Source organism: Paenibacillus medicaginis, assembly GCF_042138635.1.
Taxonomy (GTDB): domain Bacteria; phylum Bacillota; class Bacilli; order Paenibacillales; family Paenibacillaceae; genus Paenibacillus; species Paenibacillus medicaginis.
Map to the genome: position 1 here is coordinate 25,598 of NZ_JBHIRY010000011.1, position 15,951 is coordinate 41,548.

At 47.8% G+C, this 15,951-nt stretch carries 17 protein-coding genes and 1 pseudogene; 10 read left to right on the forward strand and 8 right to left on the reverse strand.

All coding sequences use genetic code 11. The annotated features are described in order from the left end of the window. Positions 1-696 (forward strand): L-ribulose-5-phosphate 4-epimerase, encoded by a 696-nt coding sequence (locus ACE5LO_RS13020; RefSeq protein WP_375520457.1) that lies wholly within the window; start codon positions 1-3, stop codon positions 694-696. Between the two features lie 36 nt (positions 697-732). Then, entirely contained in the window at positions 733-2,157 is a 1,425-nt protein-coding gene (gene araA / locus ACE5LO_RS13025; RefSeq protein WP_375520557.1) for an L-arabinose isomerase, read from the forward strand. Between the two features lie 108 nt (positions 2,158-2,265). On the opposite strand, the gene ACE5LO_RS13030 is transcribed toward araA, so the two are convergent. After that, a complete protein-coding gene (locus ACE5LO_RS13030; protein WP_375520458.1) occupies positions 2,266-3,216 on the reverse strand; it encodes a substrate-binding domain-containing protein in 951 nt (316 codons plus the stop codon). Between the two features lie 228 nt (positions 3,217-3,444). Between ACE5LO_RS13030 and modA the strand changes: the two genes are divergently transcribed. After that, complete coding sequence (gene modA / locus ACE5LO_RS13035) at positions 3,445-4,284, forward strand: molybdate ABC transporter substrate-binding protein (protein WP_375520459.1); 840 nt, start codon at positions 3,445-3,447, stop codon at positions 4,282-4,284. Between the two features lie 8 nt (positions 4,285-4,292). Then, positions 4,293-4,952, forward strand: a complete 660-nt coding sequence (gene modB, locus ACE5LO_RS13040; RefSeq protein WP_375520460.1) for a molybdate ABC transporter permease subunit — start codon at positions 4,293-4,295, stop codon at positions 4,950-4,952. Positions 4,953-4,960: 8 nt separating this feature from the next. Here modB and ACE5LO_RS13045 read toward each other — a convergent pair whose 3' ends face one another. Both ACE5LO_RS13045 and ACE5LO_RS13050 read right to left on the reverse strand, forming a co-directional pair. Next, entirely contained in the window at positions 4,961-5,983 is a 1,023-nt protein-coding gene (locus tag ACE5LO_RS13045) for an ABC transporter substrate-binding protein (protein ID WP_375520461.1), read from the reverse strand. A 164-nt stretch (positions 5,984-6,147) separates the two neighbouring features. Continuing rightward, the gene (locus ACE5LO_RS13050) at positions 6,148-6,978 is read right to left on the reverse strand and encodes a helix-turn-helix transcriptional regulator (protein ID WP_375520462.1); all 831 of its coding nucleotides are present in this window, start codon (positions 6,976-6,978) and stop codon (positions 6,148-6,150) included. Positions 6,979-7,234: 256 nt separating this feature from the next. Here ACE5LO_RS13050 and ACE5LO_RS13055 point away from each other — a divergent pair, with 256 nt between their 5' ends. Both ACE5LO_RS13055 and ACE5LO_RS13060 read left to right on the forward strand, forming a co-directional pair. Further along, positions 7,235-7,735 carry a DinB family protein gene (locus tag ACE5LO_RS13055; RefSeq protein ID WP_375520463.1) on the forward strand — a complete coding sequence of 167 codons (501 nt, stop codon included), beginning with the start codon at positions 7,235-7,237 and terminating at the stop codon, positions 7,733-7,735. Between the two features lie 368 nt (positions 7,736-8,103). After that, the gene (locus ACE5LO_RS13060) at positions 8,104-10,116 is read left to right on the forward strand and encodes an acyltransferase family protein (protein ID WP_375520464.1); all 2,013 of its coding nucleotides are present in this window, start codon (positions 8,104-8,106) and stop codon (positions 10,114-10,116) included. A 110-nt stretch (positions 10,117-10,226) separates the two neighbouring features. On the opposite strand, the gene ACE5LO_RS13065 is transcribed toward ACE5LO_RS13060, so the two are convergent. Then, a complete protein-coding gene (locus ACE5LO_RS13065; protein WP_375520465.1) occupies positions 10,227-10,763 on the reverse strand; it encodes a dihydrofolate reductase family protein in 537 nt (178 codons plus the stop codon). Positions 10,764-10,934: 171 nt separating this feature from the next. Between ACE5LO_RS13065 and ACE5LO_RS13070 the strand changes: the two genes are divergently transcribed. Further along, positions 10,935-11,300 (forward strand): winged helix-turn-helix transcriptional regulator, encoded by a 366-nt coding sequence (locus ACE5LO_RS13070; RefSeq protein WP_375520466.1) that lies wholly within the window; start codon positions 10,935-10,937, stop codon positions 11,298-11,300. A 137-nt stretch (positions 11,301-11,437) separates the two neighbouring features. On the opposite strand, the gene ACE5LO_RS13075 is transcribed toward ACE5LO_RS13070, so the two are convergent. Next, complete coding sequence (locus ACE5LO_RS13075) at positions 11,438-12,166, reverse strand: MIP/aquaporin family protein (protein WP_375520467.1); 729 nt, start codon at positions 12,164-12,166, stop codon at positions 11,438-11,440. A gap of 165 nt (positions 12,167-12,331) precedes the next feature. Here ACE5LO_RS13075 and ACE5LO_RS13080 point away from each other — a divergent pair, with 165 nt between their 5' ends. After that, positions 12,332-13,072, forward strand: coding sequence for an HAD-IIB family hydrolase (locus ACE5LO_RS13080; protein WP_375520468.1), 741 nt, complete (start codon positions 12,332-12,334; stop codon positions 13,070-13,072). 95 nt (positions 13,073-13,167) lie between these two features. On the opposite strand, the gene ACE5LO_RS13085 is transcribed toward ACE5LO_RS13080, so the two are convergent. Further along, positions 13,168-13,362, reverse strand: a complete 195-nt coding sequence (locus ACE5LO_RS13085; RefSeq protein ID WP_375520469.1) for a hypothetical protein — start codon at positions 13,360-13,362, stop codon at positions 13,168-13,170. A 110-nt stretch (positions 13,363-13,472) separates the two neighbouring features. Here ACE5LO_RS13085 and ACE5LO_RS13090 point away from each other — a divergent pair. Beyond that, positions 13,473-13,769: pseudogene (locus ACE5LO_RS13090) on the forward strand (enolase C-terminal domain-like protein); the annotation flags it as partial. Positions 13,770-14,090: 321 nt separating this feature from the next. Further along, positions 14,091-14,666, forward strand: a complete 576-nt coding sequence (locus tag ACE5LO_RS13095; protein ID WP_375520471.1) for a sce7726 family protein — start codon at positions 14,091-14,093, stop codon at positions 14,664-14,666. Here ACE5LO_RS13095 and ACE5LO_RS13100 read toward each other — a convergent pair. Continuing rightward, positions 14,635-15,549, reverse strand: coding sequence for a beta family protein (locus ACE5LO_RS13100; protein ID WP_375520472.1), 915 nt, complete (start codon positions 15,547-15,549; stop codon positions 14,635-14,637). The two genes, ACE5LO_RS13095 and ACE5LO_RS13100, sit on opposite strands and share 32 nt — an antisense overlap. Beyond that, positions 15,534-15,710, reverse strand: a complete 177-nt coding sequence (locus tag ACE5LO_RS13105) for a beta family protein (RefSeq protein WP_375520473.1) — start codon at positions 15,708-15,710, stop codon at positions 15,534-15,536. Before ACE5LO_RS13105 ends, ACE5LO_RS13100 begins: the two co-directional genes overlap by 16 nt. Positions 15,711-15,951: the final 241 nt, after the last annotated feature.

A 15,951-nucleotide genomic window follows, 5' to 3' on the forward strand; every position in this document is an offset into this window, starting at 1 on the left:
GTGCTGAAACAATTGAAAGAAGAGGTGTATGAAGCGAATCTGGAACTGCCTAAACACGGACTTGTGAAATATACCTGGGGAAATGTAAGCGCCGTTGATCGGGAAAGCGGGTTGTTCGTGATCAAGCCCAGCGGTGTCGATTATGAAACGATGAAACCCGGCGATATGGTGGTTGTGGATTTAGATGGCAATGTTGTTGAAGGAGAGATGAGGCCTTCATCCGATACTGCGACTCACGCCGTACTGTATAAGCATTTCCCGGAAATCGGCGGCATCGTGCACACCCATTCAACCTGGGCGACCATTTGGGCTCAAGCTGGTCTGGATGTGCCCGTGATGGGGACTACGCATGCAGACACCTTCTACGGTCCCGTACCGTGTGCCCGTTTTCTGACTCAAGAGGAGATTGACCGTGGTTACGAAGCGGAAACAGGCCATGTCATCATCGAAACCTTTGAGCAGCGCGGGCTGGATGTTATGGCCATTCCCGGCATCCTGCTCCATGGTCATGCACCGTTTACCTGGGGGAAAGACGCAAAATCAGCGGTAGTGAACAGTGTTGTGCTGGAAGAAGTTTGTAAAATGAATTTGTTTGCACGGGAATTAAATCATTTTGCTGAAGAACTGCCGCAGCGTATTCTGGATAAGCACTATTTGCGGAAGCATGGGAAAGACGCCTACTACGGGCAGAAATAATCCAAACAATCCAATAAAGAAAAGAGGATGATCATGATGTCAGCAGCAGGAACAAAAGAGTTTTGGTTTGTCGTAGGTTCACAGCATCTTTATGGGGAAGAAGCGTTGGCGGAAGTTAAAGCCCATGCCCAAACCATGACGGATGCATTGAATAAAAGTGGTGTTTTACCTTACCCGCTTGTTCTGCAGGATTTGGCTGTGAGTGCAGATAAAATCACAAGCATCATGAAAGAAGTCAACTATCGTGACGAGGTTGCTGGTGTCATCACCTGGATGCATACGTTCTCGCCTGCGAAAATGTGGATTCGCGGAACAAAATTGCTGCAAAAACCTTTGCTTCATCTGGCAACGCAATACAATGAAAGCATTCCTTGGGCAACAATTGATATGGACTTCATGAACCTGAACCAGGCCGCTCATGGCGACCGTGAATATGGTTTTATCAATGCCCGTTTGCAGAAACAAAATAAAATTGTAGTAGGCTACTGGGAACGCCCTGAAGTGCAAAAGCAGATTGCTGAGTGGATGGACGTAGCGGTTGCTTATAACGAAAGCTTTAACATCAAGGTCGCGCGCTTTGGTGACAACATGCGCAACGTAGGCGTTACGGAAGGGGATAAGGTTGAAGCCCAAATTCAATTCGGATGGACCGTTGATTACTTTGGCATTGGAGACCTCGTTCAATACGTGGATGCTGTTACGGATGAAGAGATCGATGCTTTGTTTGCGGAATATGCGGAGCTGTATGAATTTGATTACGGAACTTACAGCAAGGAAGACTGGGAAGCCAGCGTAAAAGTACAGGCAAGCTATGAAATTGCTATTAAACGTTTCCTTGATGAGGGTGGTTACAATGCCTTCACATCGAACTTCGAAGATTTACACGGGATGAAGCAGCTTCCTGGACTTGCCGTCCAGCGTTTGATGGCACAGGGATATGGCTTTGCCGGTGAAGGAGATTGGAAGACGGCAGCGCTTGACCGTTTGCTTAAAGTGATGAGCCATAACCAGAACACTGGCTTTATGGAGGACTACACCTATGAAATGGCCGCAGGTCAGGAAGCCATCCTCCAATCCCATATGCTTGAAGTAGACCCGACTTTGGCCAGCAACAGACCTAAAATCATCGTTTCTCCATTAGGGATTGGCGATCGTGAAGATCCGGCGCGCCTGGTATTTGACGGCAAAGCGGGAGACGGCGTAGTTGTTTCCATGGCTGACTTTGGCACTCATTATAAGCTCCTGATTAACGAGGTTACTGCATTTGAGCCAACGGTTCCGGCGCCCAAGCTTCCGGTGGCCCGTGTGCTTTGGAACGTGAAGCCAAACTTCCAGGATGGGGTAAAAGCCTGGATCGAAAATGGCGGCGGTCACCACACCGTAGTTTCACTGAATTTAACAACAGACCAAATTGTGACCTATGCAAAGCTTGTTGGTCTGGAATACGTAGTTATTAAGTAATGTGAGCGGAGCATTCTTCCAAATCTTTTAAATAAGAAAAGGCACAACCATAGAAATGGCTGTGTCTTTTTTGCCGTTTGAGCCGATGGCTCAGTAAGGTGTCCGCCCTCAGGCTTCAAACAGGATTTCCCCTGTACAGGATAAATCAAACCCTGAAATCGACTGCAGCTCCTTTTTGAAGGTGTCGGATTGCAGAATTTGCAAGAGAGCAGGAATCCAGGTCTGGCTCCACGATGTTTTTAGCATCACAAGATCATAGCGCTCCCGGATCAAAGGAATGAAATCAATTTGCCCGACAATAGAGGCGGCTTTTTCTATGCCGACACCAACGTCGGCTTCGCCGGACGCGACTTTCGTCGCCACGCCGAGATGATTGGTCTGTATATTGTCATATCCGGCAAGCTGCACAGGCCTGATGCTGTGAAGGCGGAGTTGTTCGTCAAGCAATACGCGGGCCCCCGATCCTTTTTCCCGATTCACGAATCGCAGCCCTGGACGGCTTAAGTCGGACCACTGCGTAAGGCCGAATGGATTCCCTTGCTGGACATACAGTCCTGCATTTCTGGAAAGTAGGTTGACGACCACATAGGAAGAACCGACAAGCAGCTTTCGGATATAGGAAAGGTTGTATTCCCCGGTATCTCCGTCCAGGAGATGGGTGCTTACGATATCAGCCTCACCTCTGTACATGGAAATCAGGCTGTCGAGACTGCCGACAAATGAACGCAAAGGCCGAATGCCGGGGATTGCCTGTTCCATGTGGTTGGCCAAAATATCCAGACTAATGTCATGCCCGGTGATCACGATGGGGCGGTTCGCGCTGAAGGAAGCCGGCGGTTGGGAATGTACGGGTGAATGAACCTCAGCAGATTGGCCCGTTATCGGAACCATTCTTGTCCGTTGTTTATATGCCTCCAGGTCAGCGGCATCCACCCGCATTTGCTTGCCGACCCGATAAGAGGGCAACTCCCCTTTTTTGATAAGATCATACACGGTGAGCTTTGATATTTTCAAAAGCTTGGCGATTTCCTCTGTTGTATAAGACATGTCGCTGGACATATCATAATCCTCCCGGTTAGCTGTAAAACTGGCTGGTTTTTGTGTCTAATTATAACACAATTGAATGAAGCCAAGCGCTTTACCTGAATCCCTGCTCGCTTGAATATTTAAAATTTTATTTTCCACTAAAGTTAGATATAAATAGATATATTTAGTTTACAAATGACCTTCCGAAAAAGTATAATAGCTTTGTTTAGTTATAATTGGATATCATTCCGGAGGGGTCTTATGTTTAAAAATGTAAAGATTAGTGTGGTTCTATCGGTTATTATAGCTTTCATGTTAGTCATAGCGGGCTGTGGTACGGCAGCGAACGATGGTGCCGGTCCACAAGCTTCAAGCACGAATGCTCAAACCACGGAAACGGCTGAAACGATTGAATTGACTGTATCAGCGGCAGCAAGCATGACGGATGCCCTGAAAGAAATTCAGCAGGCTTATGAAACGAATAATCCGAATATTAAATTGAATTTTAACTTTGGCGCATCCGGCGCGCTGCAGCAGCAGATTGAGCAGGGAGCACCTGCTGACTTGTTCCTGTCTGCCGCAACCAAGAACATGAAAGCGCTCGTGGAGCAACAGCTCATGGATGCCAATCAACAGAAAAACTTATTAAGCAATGAATTGGTAGCTGTAGTTGCTGTAGATGGAAGTGCACCGGTTGCAAGCGTCGAGGATTTGTCCAAGCCTGATGTGAAGAACATTGCTATTGGCATTCCTGAAAGTGTACCTGCGGGAGGCTATGCCAAAGAAGCGCTCACAAGCGCAAAGCTCTGGGATGCTCTGCAATCCAAAATGGTGCAGGGGAAAGACGTAAGACAGGTTCTTCAATATGTAGAAACAGGGAATGCAGATGTTGGGTTTGTCTATAAAACAGACGCATTAACCTCGGACAAAGTAAAAGTTGCTTTCCCTGTGGATCCCAAGACCTACACACCTGTTGAATATCCGATTGGAATTGTAAAGGCGACGAAGCATAACAAAGAGGCCGAAGATTTTTACAACTATTTGCAGACCCAAGAAGCGCTTGACGTCTTTGTGAAGTATGGGTTTTCCATCCCGAATTGATAGCAGCCATGATCAATTGGGAGGAATTCTGGGTACCGATTAAACTGTCTCTGCAGGTGTCGATGCTGTCCAGCCTGACCGTAATCGTACTTGGTGTGGCTGCCGCCTGGTGGATGTCCCGCCAAACGTTTAAAGGAAAAACAGTGGTTGAGACAATCTTTATGCTGCCGTTAGTTCTTCCACCAACAGTGGTCGGTTTTATTCTATTAGTCATACTGGGTCGAAAAAGCTGGTTTGGACACTGGATGGAATGGCTTTTTAACGCACCGATTATATTTACCTGGTGGGCTGCCGTGATCGCTGCCGTCGTGGTGGCCTTTCCGCTGGTGTATCAGACGATGAAGGTTGGGTTCTCTTCCGTAGATCAGGCCTTGGAAGAGGCTGCGCGCTCCACCGGAGCTAATGAATGGCAGGTGTTCAGGTACATCACGCTTCCTTTGACTTACCGTTCGATTGCTTCCGCCTATATTCTCGGATTTGCTCGCGGGCTTGGCGAGTTTGGGGCGACATTAATGATAGCGGGCAATATTCCTGGTAAAACACAGACCATTCCTACGGCCATATTTGTAGCGGTGGATGCCGGCAATATGACGATGGCATGGGCCTGGACGGGCTCCATGATGGTCATTTCCTTTATCATGCTGTTTCTGACGAGGCAGAAGGAGTAGTCCAGGGTTTACTTGTCCAATGCCTCCAGTACAGCCTCGATGCCATAGCTGTTGCCAAGCGGGCCGTAACCCATGGCGAGAGCACCGTTGACGGTGTGTGTCTGCCCGCTCTTAACCGCCTTCAGGCTTTTCCAGACAGCGGTCTTTTCCCACTCGTCTGTAAGGGAGGCTGCCGACGGATTATCATAGTTGAAGTAGCCCAGTATCAGATGATCGGGGTTCAGCGCACTTAATCCTTCCAGTGTCAGCTCAGCGCCTTCCGTCATCACCGGACTGTCCGGTGCCTTCAATCCGAGGCCTTTGTCATAATAGGGGGTTAGGAAATTAGTTCCGCCCAGCCATACGGCGTTGTTCCGCACCTGCAGGAATGCGACCGTTCCCTTGACATCGGCCAGCTTCTCCCTGGCGTTCTGCAGCTTGGCTTGATAATCGGTGATGAACTGCTCCGCGCCATCCTCCTGCCCCAATATTTCTCCGAACTTCGTGACCAGCGCCGGCCAATTGCTCCATACGTCGGTGTCTGCTTCATCAATAACGACGGTTGTCGCAATTTTCTCCAGCTGATCCGTCAGCTGGGTATTGGTCGCATTGCCTGCAATGATGAGGTCTGGCGCATATTCCAGCAGTGCCTCCATGTTGACAGTCGTGTTCTCACCAACGAAAGCAAGCTCTTCGTGCTTGTCGACGTATGGCTTATACGTGTCGGTACCGAGGGAAGAGTCGTTCTTCGTGAACGGCAGCGTGAGGCCGACCGACTTCAAATCGAACAGCAGGATGGAATCGACGTATCCCCAGTGAACGACAGCGACGCGCTCCGGCTTCTCCTGAATGACGATGCTGCCGTTGGCCGCTTCGATCGTGCGCGGAAATGAGGTAGAACCTGCCGCTGCTTGTCCGGCCGCGTTTGACGGCGGGGTGGGCGTTTGTCCATTCGCAGACTGCGTATTACTTGAGCAGGCGCTCAGAAGCAGCAGCAAACTGATCATGCCAGTAAAAAAGACAGACCATGATGTAGTGTGACGAACTTTCATAGTTGTGTACCCTCTCTCTATTTTTGAAAGATGATAATCATTATCAATTACATTCTTTATAGTATCATCACACGCATCCAATGAGAATGAAGAGATTCCCGAACGATGATGGACAATTTCACGCGGCAAACTGTACTGTACGGGCAAGATGACATTGCCGCAGTTTAAGATTCTGTGCGGTCGAGGTCTACTTGACTGGGCGCAACCCCTTTATATTTTTTGAACAATCTGCTGAAATAGTACGGGTCTGAATACCCAATACTCTTGGCAACGGCGGCTACGGAAAATCGCTTTGTTAACAGCCACTCATGTGCCTTGTTCATCCGGTAATGGATCAGATATTCAATGGGTCCTGTCCCGGTATATTTGGTGAATAGATAAGAGAAATATTTGGGTTTTAATTGGTAACGATCGGCCAGCTTGGTCAGCGTCAGCGGCTCGGTGAAATGAGACTGGATGTACCGGATGGCGTCCTCAATAACGGGATAGCTGTCCTTGTTTTGGTGGTAGCGCTCCGCTTTCAGCACTTTGGTGATAAGCTGGTAAAATAACGAGCGTTGATTCAGCTTGTCCATCGAATCAGGTGAGGAAGCGGCGTTTAGTAGCTGCTCCACCAGGGTTAGCAGCTCCGGATTTAGTGTTACCTCCATAGAGGAAATGTCTCCTGGCCGCCGATGATCCTTCTTTTCGTCAGCCCCGCCTGGCAGGTAATGAGCCAGGCAGTACCGGAAGCCATTTGTACCCGAAATCACCTGCAGCTGTCTGCCTGCTCCTCCGATCAGGATGTGGCCAGGTTTCATCACGAATTGCTCCCCTTCATCGAAGACGAATGTTGCTTCCCCCTCGAGCGCGACGATCACACCGCATTTGGCGGTAGGCTTGTGAACATGCCCGCTATAAGTACGGTTGCTCTCCAGCCATGTAAGGTACACACCAAACAGTTGAATGGGTGTAGTGGCAAAATATTGTGCAAGCTCTTCGTAGGTCTGCGACATCTGGGGACACCTCCTAACCCGTCGTTTTCAAATGAGATTTATTATCAATCCGTAAGTTACGAAGCCATTATAGAAAAAATGCCCCTTCACTGCAATGAAAACGGGTTTGCTGCCGGTTGCTTATCCGTCAAAAGACGTTGAGCAATAAAAATTTATAACTATGACAGCAGTTGTCACTATCAGGGGTTAAGATTGGTATTAACAAGGCAACACTATGATTTGCACTAAACATATAAAAAAATAAGGGGATGATGGAATGTATACGACAGTTGAGGATTTTATCACAGAATGGAAGAACGAGGCCGCATTAACCCGGAAAGTTTTAGACAGTTTGACAAATGAAGCGCTGCAGCAGCAAGTATATCCCGAAGGCCGGACGTTGGGAAGAATTGCATGGCATTTTGTAACGAATATCCCGGATTATTTGACTGAATTCGGACTTTCGGTAGATAAGGTTCCAAACTCGGGTGAGGTGCCCTCTGCGAGGGAAATCGCGGAAACCTTTCAAACGATAAGCGCTAATGTTGTGAACGCTCTTAAAGAGCAATGGACGGATGATTCTTTAGCGCAAATACAAAATGCATTCGGCAGAATGGAGTCAAATGCCACGATCTTGATGGGGTTGATCAAACACATTGTTCACCATCGAGGACAGGTCACCGTTCTTATGCGCCAAGCGGGGCTGCCTATACCTGCAGTATACGGCCCTGCGAAGGAAGGTTGGATACAACTGGGGGTGCAAACACCGCCACTTTGAATTTATTGACCGGCTTACTTGTGGCCGGGAAGAGGAGCTTGCCTAGGCAAGCTTCTTTTTGAATTTTAGCCATATTAGTGTATAAGAAGAATCGTGCGGAATCCCGCAGTTATTTTTTGCTAATTTGTTGCTTTGCTGTAAACCATTTTTAACTGGTTTGAGATCAATGGTACAATGTACTTAGATATAATGAGAAAAGGTTGGTTCGGGCGCGAGGGGCTTGAACAGGATAACCCCGGAAAGGATAGGAATCATGAATGGCATCATAGACAGAACTTCACGAATAGAAAAAAGTGAGAAATCAAGGCAGGCGAGTTTTTTCACCGGATTATCGGGAGCAATTATTAAGAAAAAAGGGCGGCCAATTTATGACTAAGCCGCTCAAACCTCATCGTTATATGCCGGGATTGGATGGATTGCGGGCATTTGCAGTGCTGGCTGTTGTCATCTATCATCTGAACACGGACTGGGCGCCTGGCGGGCTGCTCGGTGTAGGGATATTCTTTGTATTGTCCGGCTATCTGATCACGGATATTCTGGCAGGTCAGTGGGAGCGTAATCGGCGGTTTAATATGGCTGATTTCTGGGTACGTCGTGCCCGCAGGCTGCTTCCGGCCATGTTTGTCATGGTGGCGGTTGTATCGCTGTGGTCCCTGTTCGGAGACCATTCCAGATTGTCGGCGCTTGCCGGAGACATACCGGCAGCCCTGTTATACGTTAGCAACTGGTGGTTTATTTTCCACAAAGTATCGTACTTTGAGAGCTTTGGGCCGGCATCACCGCTCGGACATCTGTGGTCGCTGGCCGTCGAGGAACAGTTCTACCTGATCTGGCCGCTCCTGCTGCTGCTTGGACTGAAGTTCCTGCCGAAGCGGGGGCAGCTGGCAGTCTGGATTCTCAGCCTGTCGCTGATCTCAGCGCTGCTTATGGCCCTACTGTACATACCAGGCGAGGATCCAAGCCGTGTCTATTACGGTACCGATACGCGTATATTTGCACTGCTGGTTGGAGCGGCGCTGGCAGTTGTCTGGCCAAGCGCCAAGCTTAAGACCCAAGTATCCCCACCGGCGCTGACTTTTCTGGATACGGCAGGGGCGATTTCCCTGCTGCTGCTCATCTGGCTGGTATGGCATACGAATGAATACCAGGCCTTCCTGTACCGCGGCGGTATGCTGATCATCGCCATCATTACCGCGTTGCTGATCGCAGTGCTAGCCCATCCGGCGAGCCGTCTGGCTGCTATCATGGGCTGCAAGCCGCTGCGCTGGCTGGGCAAGAGATCATACGGACTATATTTATGGCATTATCCGGTCATTATACTTAGTACACCGCAGGTAAATACGGACGATCCTTCCATCCTGAAGGCTATCATCCAGGTTGCCGTCAGTCTGGCGCTGGCTGAGCTGTCCTGGCGGTATGTGGAGCAGCCGATCCGGCAGAAGGGCTTCCGCCATGTGCTGCAACGTGCATATAAGAAACGCGCCACCCGTGTCTGGTTGTATGGCAGCGCGGCGGCACTGGTGCTCATCCTGTTCTCGGCGACACTTGGTCATGCACTGACGGTAAGAGGACAGGATAGGGATGTACTGGCGGATTCTTACGCAAAACCCGTCATTGCTACGTCCCCGACAAATGTGTCGCATGTAACGACTGAACAGAATAAAGATCATGTCAACGAAGCGGCGGGCAAGAGGGATACCTCTGAAGGCAAGCAGGATAATACGGACAAGGCAGCTTCTGAGCATTCAGCTCAAGAGAAGACAGAAGCACCAGACTCTGACTCATCCGGTTCCAAAGCTTCTCCATCCAGGGGAGCAAGCACGAAGGGCTCAGCAAGCACAGCATATCCAGGCAGCACAGCTGCGGATTCCGGCTCTGCGGACAACCGGAAGAAGCTCAGCAAGATCATTTCCGGCAATGGCGTTACTGCCATCGGCGACTCGGTTATGCTGGACATCGAGCCATACCTTCGCCAGACAATGCCGGGCATTATCATTGACGGCAAGGTAGGCAGACAGATGAATGAAGCCTCCGTAGTTATTCAGCAGCTGAGCAGTAATGGACAGCTCGGTTCCAAGGTGATTATTGAGCTGGGTTCGAATGGTTCCTTCACGAAGGCTCAGCTGGATGACCTGCTGTCCCAACTGAGCCGCGCGAAGAAGATTATACTCGTGAACACCCGTGTGCCTCGCCCATGGGAAAGCATCGTCAACCATGCGCTGACCGCCGCTGCCACAGAAGACCCTCGCGTAACGGTCGTCGACTGGTACAGCGCAAGCAAAGGGCAGAATGCTTTCTTCGCCAGTGACGGTGTGCATTTGAATCCATCCGGAGCGAAGGTATATGCTACCCTGGTGGCGAATGCGGTGTCCGGTAAGTAATGGATATTATAATGCTCAATCATTCCCTGAGACTCCCTGCTGATATCGGCAAGGGGTTCAGGGTTTTTTCTTGATCCAGTAGAGGCAGCGGGTAAACGCGTGAGCCTGATCTATCGGTCAATCGCATAGCGCAGTTGAACCACCCCACTCCCCAAAGGTTTGCAGTCCAACAATTGAACATGCATGTAACCGTAGTTGTTTTGGTCGATTAAAAGATTCAACCCTTTGCCCTCCAACACAGGAGCCACATTAAATATCACTTCGTCTACAAGTCCCTGGCTTAGAAAGGAATTGTGGACATCCGCTCCGCCGCTGATGAGAGCGGTCTGATGGCCTTTTTGCTGCAGGTAGTCCAAGGCTTCCTGAGGAGACCTTACAACCGTTACGCCCGGAATGTCATGGATGCTGCTGGATATAACAACGATATCCATCCCGGCGAAAGGTCCGCCCGCGTTGGCCTGTTCCTCCTGGGAGACTCTGCCCGGCGCTTGCATCTGCTCGAACGTTCTGCGTCCGACAATGAAATTTCCTACAGCTTTGGCATGTGCCGCAAAGTCGTTCAGTGCTTCTTGTTTAGGCGGGTTCTCAGGGCTGGACTGTGCATAATTACCGTTAGCGGTTAAAGTTGCCCATAAAACAGTTTTCATAGTCATATTCCTCCACATGTTCTGCTTAGTATTTTTCGGATGGATGCGGCCACCCGGTCTGGGCGTTGCACCTCATCTCTCGATTTACATCGTAATTGAACTGTGGTACTTTTGAAAAGTAGTTACAATAAAGTGCAATAGTTTCAAAAAATGAACTACGGAGTGATCGTAATGATGGACCGATCCTGTCCTGGTACCGTCGAACCTATCCTGGAGATCCTGGACGGCAAATGGACGCTTCTTCTTTTATTCGAATTGTTTAACGGAACCCGGCGTTTCGGGGAGCTGCGCCGCAAGCTGCAGCCTATTAGTCCGAAGACTTTGACAGACCGATTGCGGATGCTGGAGGAGAAGGGAATCGTCACGCGTACTCTTTATCCTGGTGTACCGCTGCATGTGGAATATGAGCTTACCGAGTCCGGGCAGGGTCTGCAGCCGATATTTGAGGCTATGTGGACGTGGACTCAGGGGTATGGCGCATATCTAAAGGAAGGGGCAAACGAGATGGGGGAAGAAGGAGAAAAGGTTAGCCGGTGAATCCGGTTTTTACAAAGCAAGGGGGCAGTCTCTAAGCCATTTTCAATGACCTATGGGACTGCCCTCTTTTTTAGATTAGAGAATATACTAAGTTACAGTGGAGCTGCAGCATTCTTACATCACAAGAAAAACTTCCGCTAGTGTGCTCTGCCTTCAGTGTAAATACCGTCGACAGACGCCTTTCTTTTACGGCTGATGTTCAGCCACTGGTATGCACCAACGGCCAACACGGATCCGGCAAGCGGGGCGATAAGAAACACCCACACCTGGGATAAAGCCGTTCCACCCACCAGAAGCGCCGGCGCCAGGCTTCTTGCAGGATTGACGGACGTTCCCGTTAAGGCAATGCCAAGGATATGTACGAAAGCAAGCGTCAGACCGATGACCAGGCCCGTTACATTTCCATTGCTCTCACTTGAGGTCACACCCAGGATTGTATAGATAAAAACGAAGGTTAAAATAACTTCGACAATGACGGCCATCAACGCTGAAATCCCGATCCCATAGCCAGGGCCGAAACCATTCTGACCGAGTCCTGTTGTGGGCATGCCCGCAGAGACGAGGATGGCGTACAGAATAGCAGAGCCTGCAATTGCCCCGGCGACTTGCGCAACAACATATCCGATGAAGTCGGTGCCCGTTAGCTTACGATTAAGAAGCATGGCGAGTGAAACCGCCGGATTGATATGACACCCCGAAATCGGACCGATGACATAAGCCATCGCCACAATGGATAGTCCGAATGCCAATGCGATTCCCAAATTTCCGAGATCTCCTCCCGCCGTAGCGGCACTGCCGCAGCCGAACAGAACAAGCACGAATGTTCCAATAAATTCGGCTGCATACTTTTTGAATGAAGAATTCATAACTACCTCCTAAAAAAATATAAATCCATCTTATTATAAACAAGGCATATTTACAAAAACTGAACATAGGGTGGGTTTACGACACCTAAGGCACATCATACAGGCAATTTTAGGCATTATCATTGTGAATGTTGCTTTATTATAATATGAATATGGAGGTGTTATATGAATAATGTAAAATTGATTGCTTCAGATATGGATCATACATTGCTTACGGAAAAAGGTGAGTTGCCCCCAAACTTTGACCAGTATATTTTAGAATTAGATAAGCTAGGAATTGTATTTGCGATTGCCAGCGAACGCGCGCTATATACACTGGAGGACATGTTTCCTGAAATAAAGGATAAGATATGCTTTATCAGTGATAACGGCGGAATTATAAGCTATAAAGGAGAAGTGATCTTCAAAAGTTTATTGAAGCCTGCGGACTATCAACCCATGATTCGTTTCGTCGAAGATAACACGAATGGGATTGCGATTCTCTGTGGATTGGATTCAGCGTATATAGCTGGAAAATACAAAGGCAATGAAGCATTTTTGAAAACCTTTTATTCAAACATTACCTTTGTTGAAGAACTCGACCAAGTGATTACGGAAGCTGCTAAACTCACGATTTATTTTCCCAATAAAAACAGCAAGCAATATTTTGAGGAAACATTCAAGCCAAAGTACGGTTATGATTTTTCCGTCACCGCCGAAGATGCGATATGGATTGATATTATGAACCATGGAATTAACAAGGGAAAAGCCATGAAAGTGCTGGGAGAGCGACTGGGCAAAGACTCAGAACAAATGATGGTGTTTGGCGATATGGAACAATACGCAAGTTATGCCGCGGATTCCAATGATCATTTTGGTGTGCTAAAGAGTATAGAAAAGATATTAGAAATACATGGTAAAAAATGACGATGCAAAGAACCCGAACCGATGGCTGCGGAAGTCGGGTTCTTTTGTTTTCCGAAGAGAGCGCAAAGGGAGAATTTCCTTTCAAAACTCATGAACTACGTCGGCTTGCCATTGAGTGTCGGCGGATCCTCTTGTTTCATTTCCGGACCGAATTCATCGTCCGCAGCTACAGGGCTCCCTTCCTGGTTCCATAGATCCTCCGACATGAATGCGGAACTCCGCCCTCCATCGGTCGAATCTTTGGCCTGGGCTTGTTCGAGCAGTTTTTTTCTTTCCTCATTCTCGTTCACCGGTTTACCTCCTTTGGATTCATATGTCCTTACCAGTGTCCCCAAAAGATAGCTGATTCATTTAGGCGAAGCGGTTACTCACAGAGGATTATCTTTTTGGCCAGCTCGAATTATTGAAATGCGGCGGTCTTTACACAGCTTTGCAGATCAACGCTATCGCAGAAGCCAGCGGTATCCGCTGCATGCTCGGCTGTATGATGGAGAGCAGAATCGGCATTGCGGCAGGAGCCGCTTTAGTGGCCTCCAGACCCAATTTCATTTACGGGGATTTGGACAGTTTTCTGCATTTTAAAGAGAATGATCAGGTCAGAGGTGGATTCACCAGTGACGGGCCGTATATTACGTTATCGGATGGATATGGATTGGGGTCGCCAACATCACGATGGGGTCAGTTTGACACCAGGTAATTGTTTCTAACGTAGAATGCCTTGCTCGGCACATCGAGCGAGGCATTTTCATCCAAGACAATATTTTATTGTTTGAATTTTAGTAGCCATTCCATTATCATAATGGGATCGAGTAGGGCAGAATTACCGGTAAATCCTTTAAGGTGAATCGTATCACATAATAATGGGGAAAGTTTTGTAAAGATTATCTTTCGGGGCATGAGAATTGTTTTCCGAGTAGTTGGGCTGTCACAGTTATGTTCTGTTCAGAATTTAGTACCATGTGCTAAGATGACAGTATGCGTGTTGAAGAAAATGTACTTTAATGGAGGATGAGGGAAGATGAAGACTCGGGATATTGATATACGTGCCTCTCTTCATTCAGTTCTTCGAGAATTGCACAAAGATGATCCCAATACTCTCATTCTTGATGAACTTGGCCTTTGCCAAGGCGATGCGAGAATCGATGTTGCAGTTGTAAATGGTTCAATAAATGGCTACGAAATCAAAAGTGAAAGCGATACTTTGGAGCGACTGCCCAGACAAACTGATGCATACAATAAAGTTTTTGATACAGTTACAATTCTTACAGCTTCCCGTTTTATGGAGGGGCTTCAAGACATTATCCCTGACTGGTGGGGAATAACAAAAACTGAAATGGATAATGAAGGAGTAGTTTGCTTCTTACCATACCGATCCCCTCAGCAAAATCCCAATATAGATCCCCTCGCTCTAGCGCAACTACTATGGAGGGAAGAAGCACTCTCTATATTAAAAGAAAGAGGCTTGCATAAGGGGCTACTTAGCAAGCCTCGACGAATATTATGGAACGCACTTGCAGATCAACTTGAGCTCGAAGATCTTCAAGATGAAGTAAGAAAGAAACTTAAGGCAAGGACACGGTGGCGAGCTCATTAGTAACGTACGTTAAATGATGATTGGTCCCGGCTTTTCGCCAACTTGTGGCGTTACCGGGGCCGTCATTCATTTTAGCCACGTCGTCGATGTAAAGATCGCCTGCCGAGAAGCTGCGGCCGGAATACTCTGGATGACATACAACTTGATTCGCAAGCTGATGATATTGAGCACTCCCGTATTTTCTAGTAATCAAACCTTTGAAGATAATGAACTTGTCATCCGCTGTATATCGGATATTCGCACTCATGTTGATGAAGCGAGGGTCACCTTCAAATGGTTCCGGATTTGAAATACCATAGTCCCCAAATATCGGTTCACGATTTACAGTTCCGGTCCGTATAATCTTCTTCCATATTAACCATTCGGCTCGATGAATTTGATCGATCGTGTTCGCACTCACATCCGATAAGTTCTTAGGGAACCCCGTTCCACACAAAATGACGTTTCTCCATGCTTGCAGGTACGGAAGATTATCTATTAATCCTGTGAGAAATAAGGTGGTTCTCGTTAAGAGTGAAGGATCAGCATATCCATAATCGACTATTAAATCGATTTGCTCAGGTGTCATTTGGAGTGCTCCTAATAAGGAATCGATGATTGGTTGAAGAGAGTCAAAGTCCCTTTCGGTTATTCGGATTGAGGCACCTAAGTGATCTAATTGGTCAGCAGCCATTATTTCGGCATTATGGTCGGCATCACGATCAGAACTTGTCACAGGGACAATCGGTATCTGATGGGCACGTGCATCTTGAAGTACATAAGCAAGGGGATGCAATCCCGATGACATTCTCTCTATTGGATGGATGTATAGAAGGTCTATGAAAGCTTTTTGCGGCCAAGAACGTTGTAAGGTTTCTCCGAAATTGCTCAGGTGCTCGTCCACTGTTTTCTTTGGACTTCATTTTCGAAATCCCAGTCAATTGGTGCGATTTCAATAAGTGGGGTTAGTCTTTCTTTCGACGTGGCAGCAAGAGTTTCCAGAGCTCTTTGCTCTCCTTGCTTCCATTTGACAATGGGTACATAATGCCTCCTGTTAAATGCCATAAACACATTCCCTCCTAGACTATGAAAATTAATATCCCCATCGGCTGAGGAAAAGTCTAGTTCTTTCAGCATATATAATCTTACATTAAAAGTCCTATTTTGGCGATACTTATCGTTTTCAGAAATATATTGATGAAAAATTTCTATCCGTTTTGAAAATTGATTTGGGTCTAAAAGACTATTTCCATGACTTATGTATGAGTTTTAGGTCTTTCTTAGATGAGGAAAGCTCCTTTTAGTT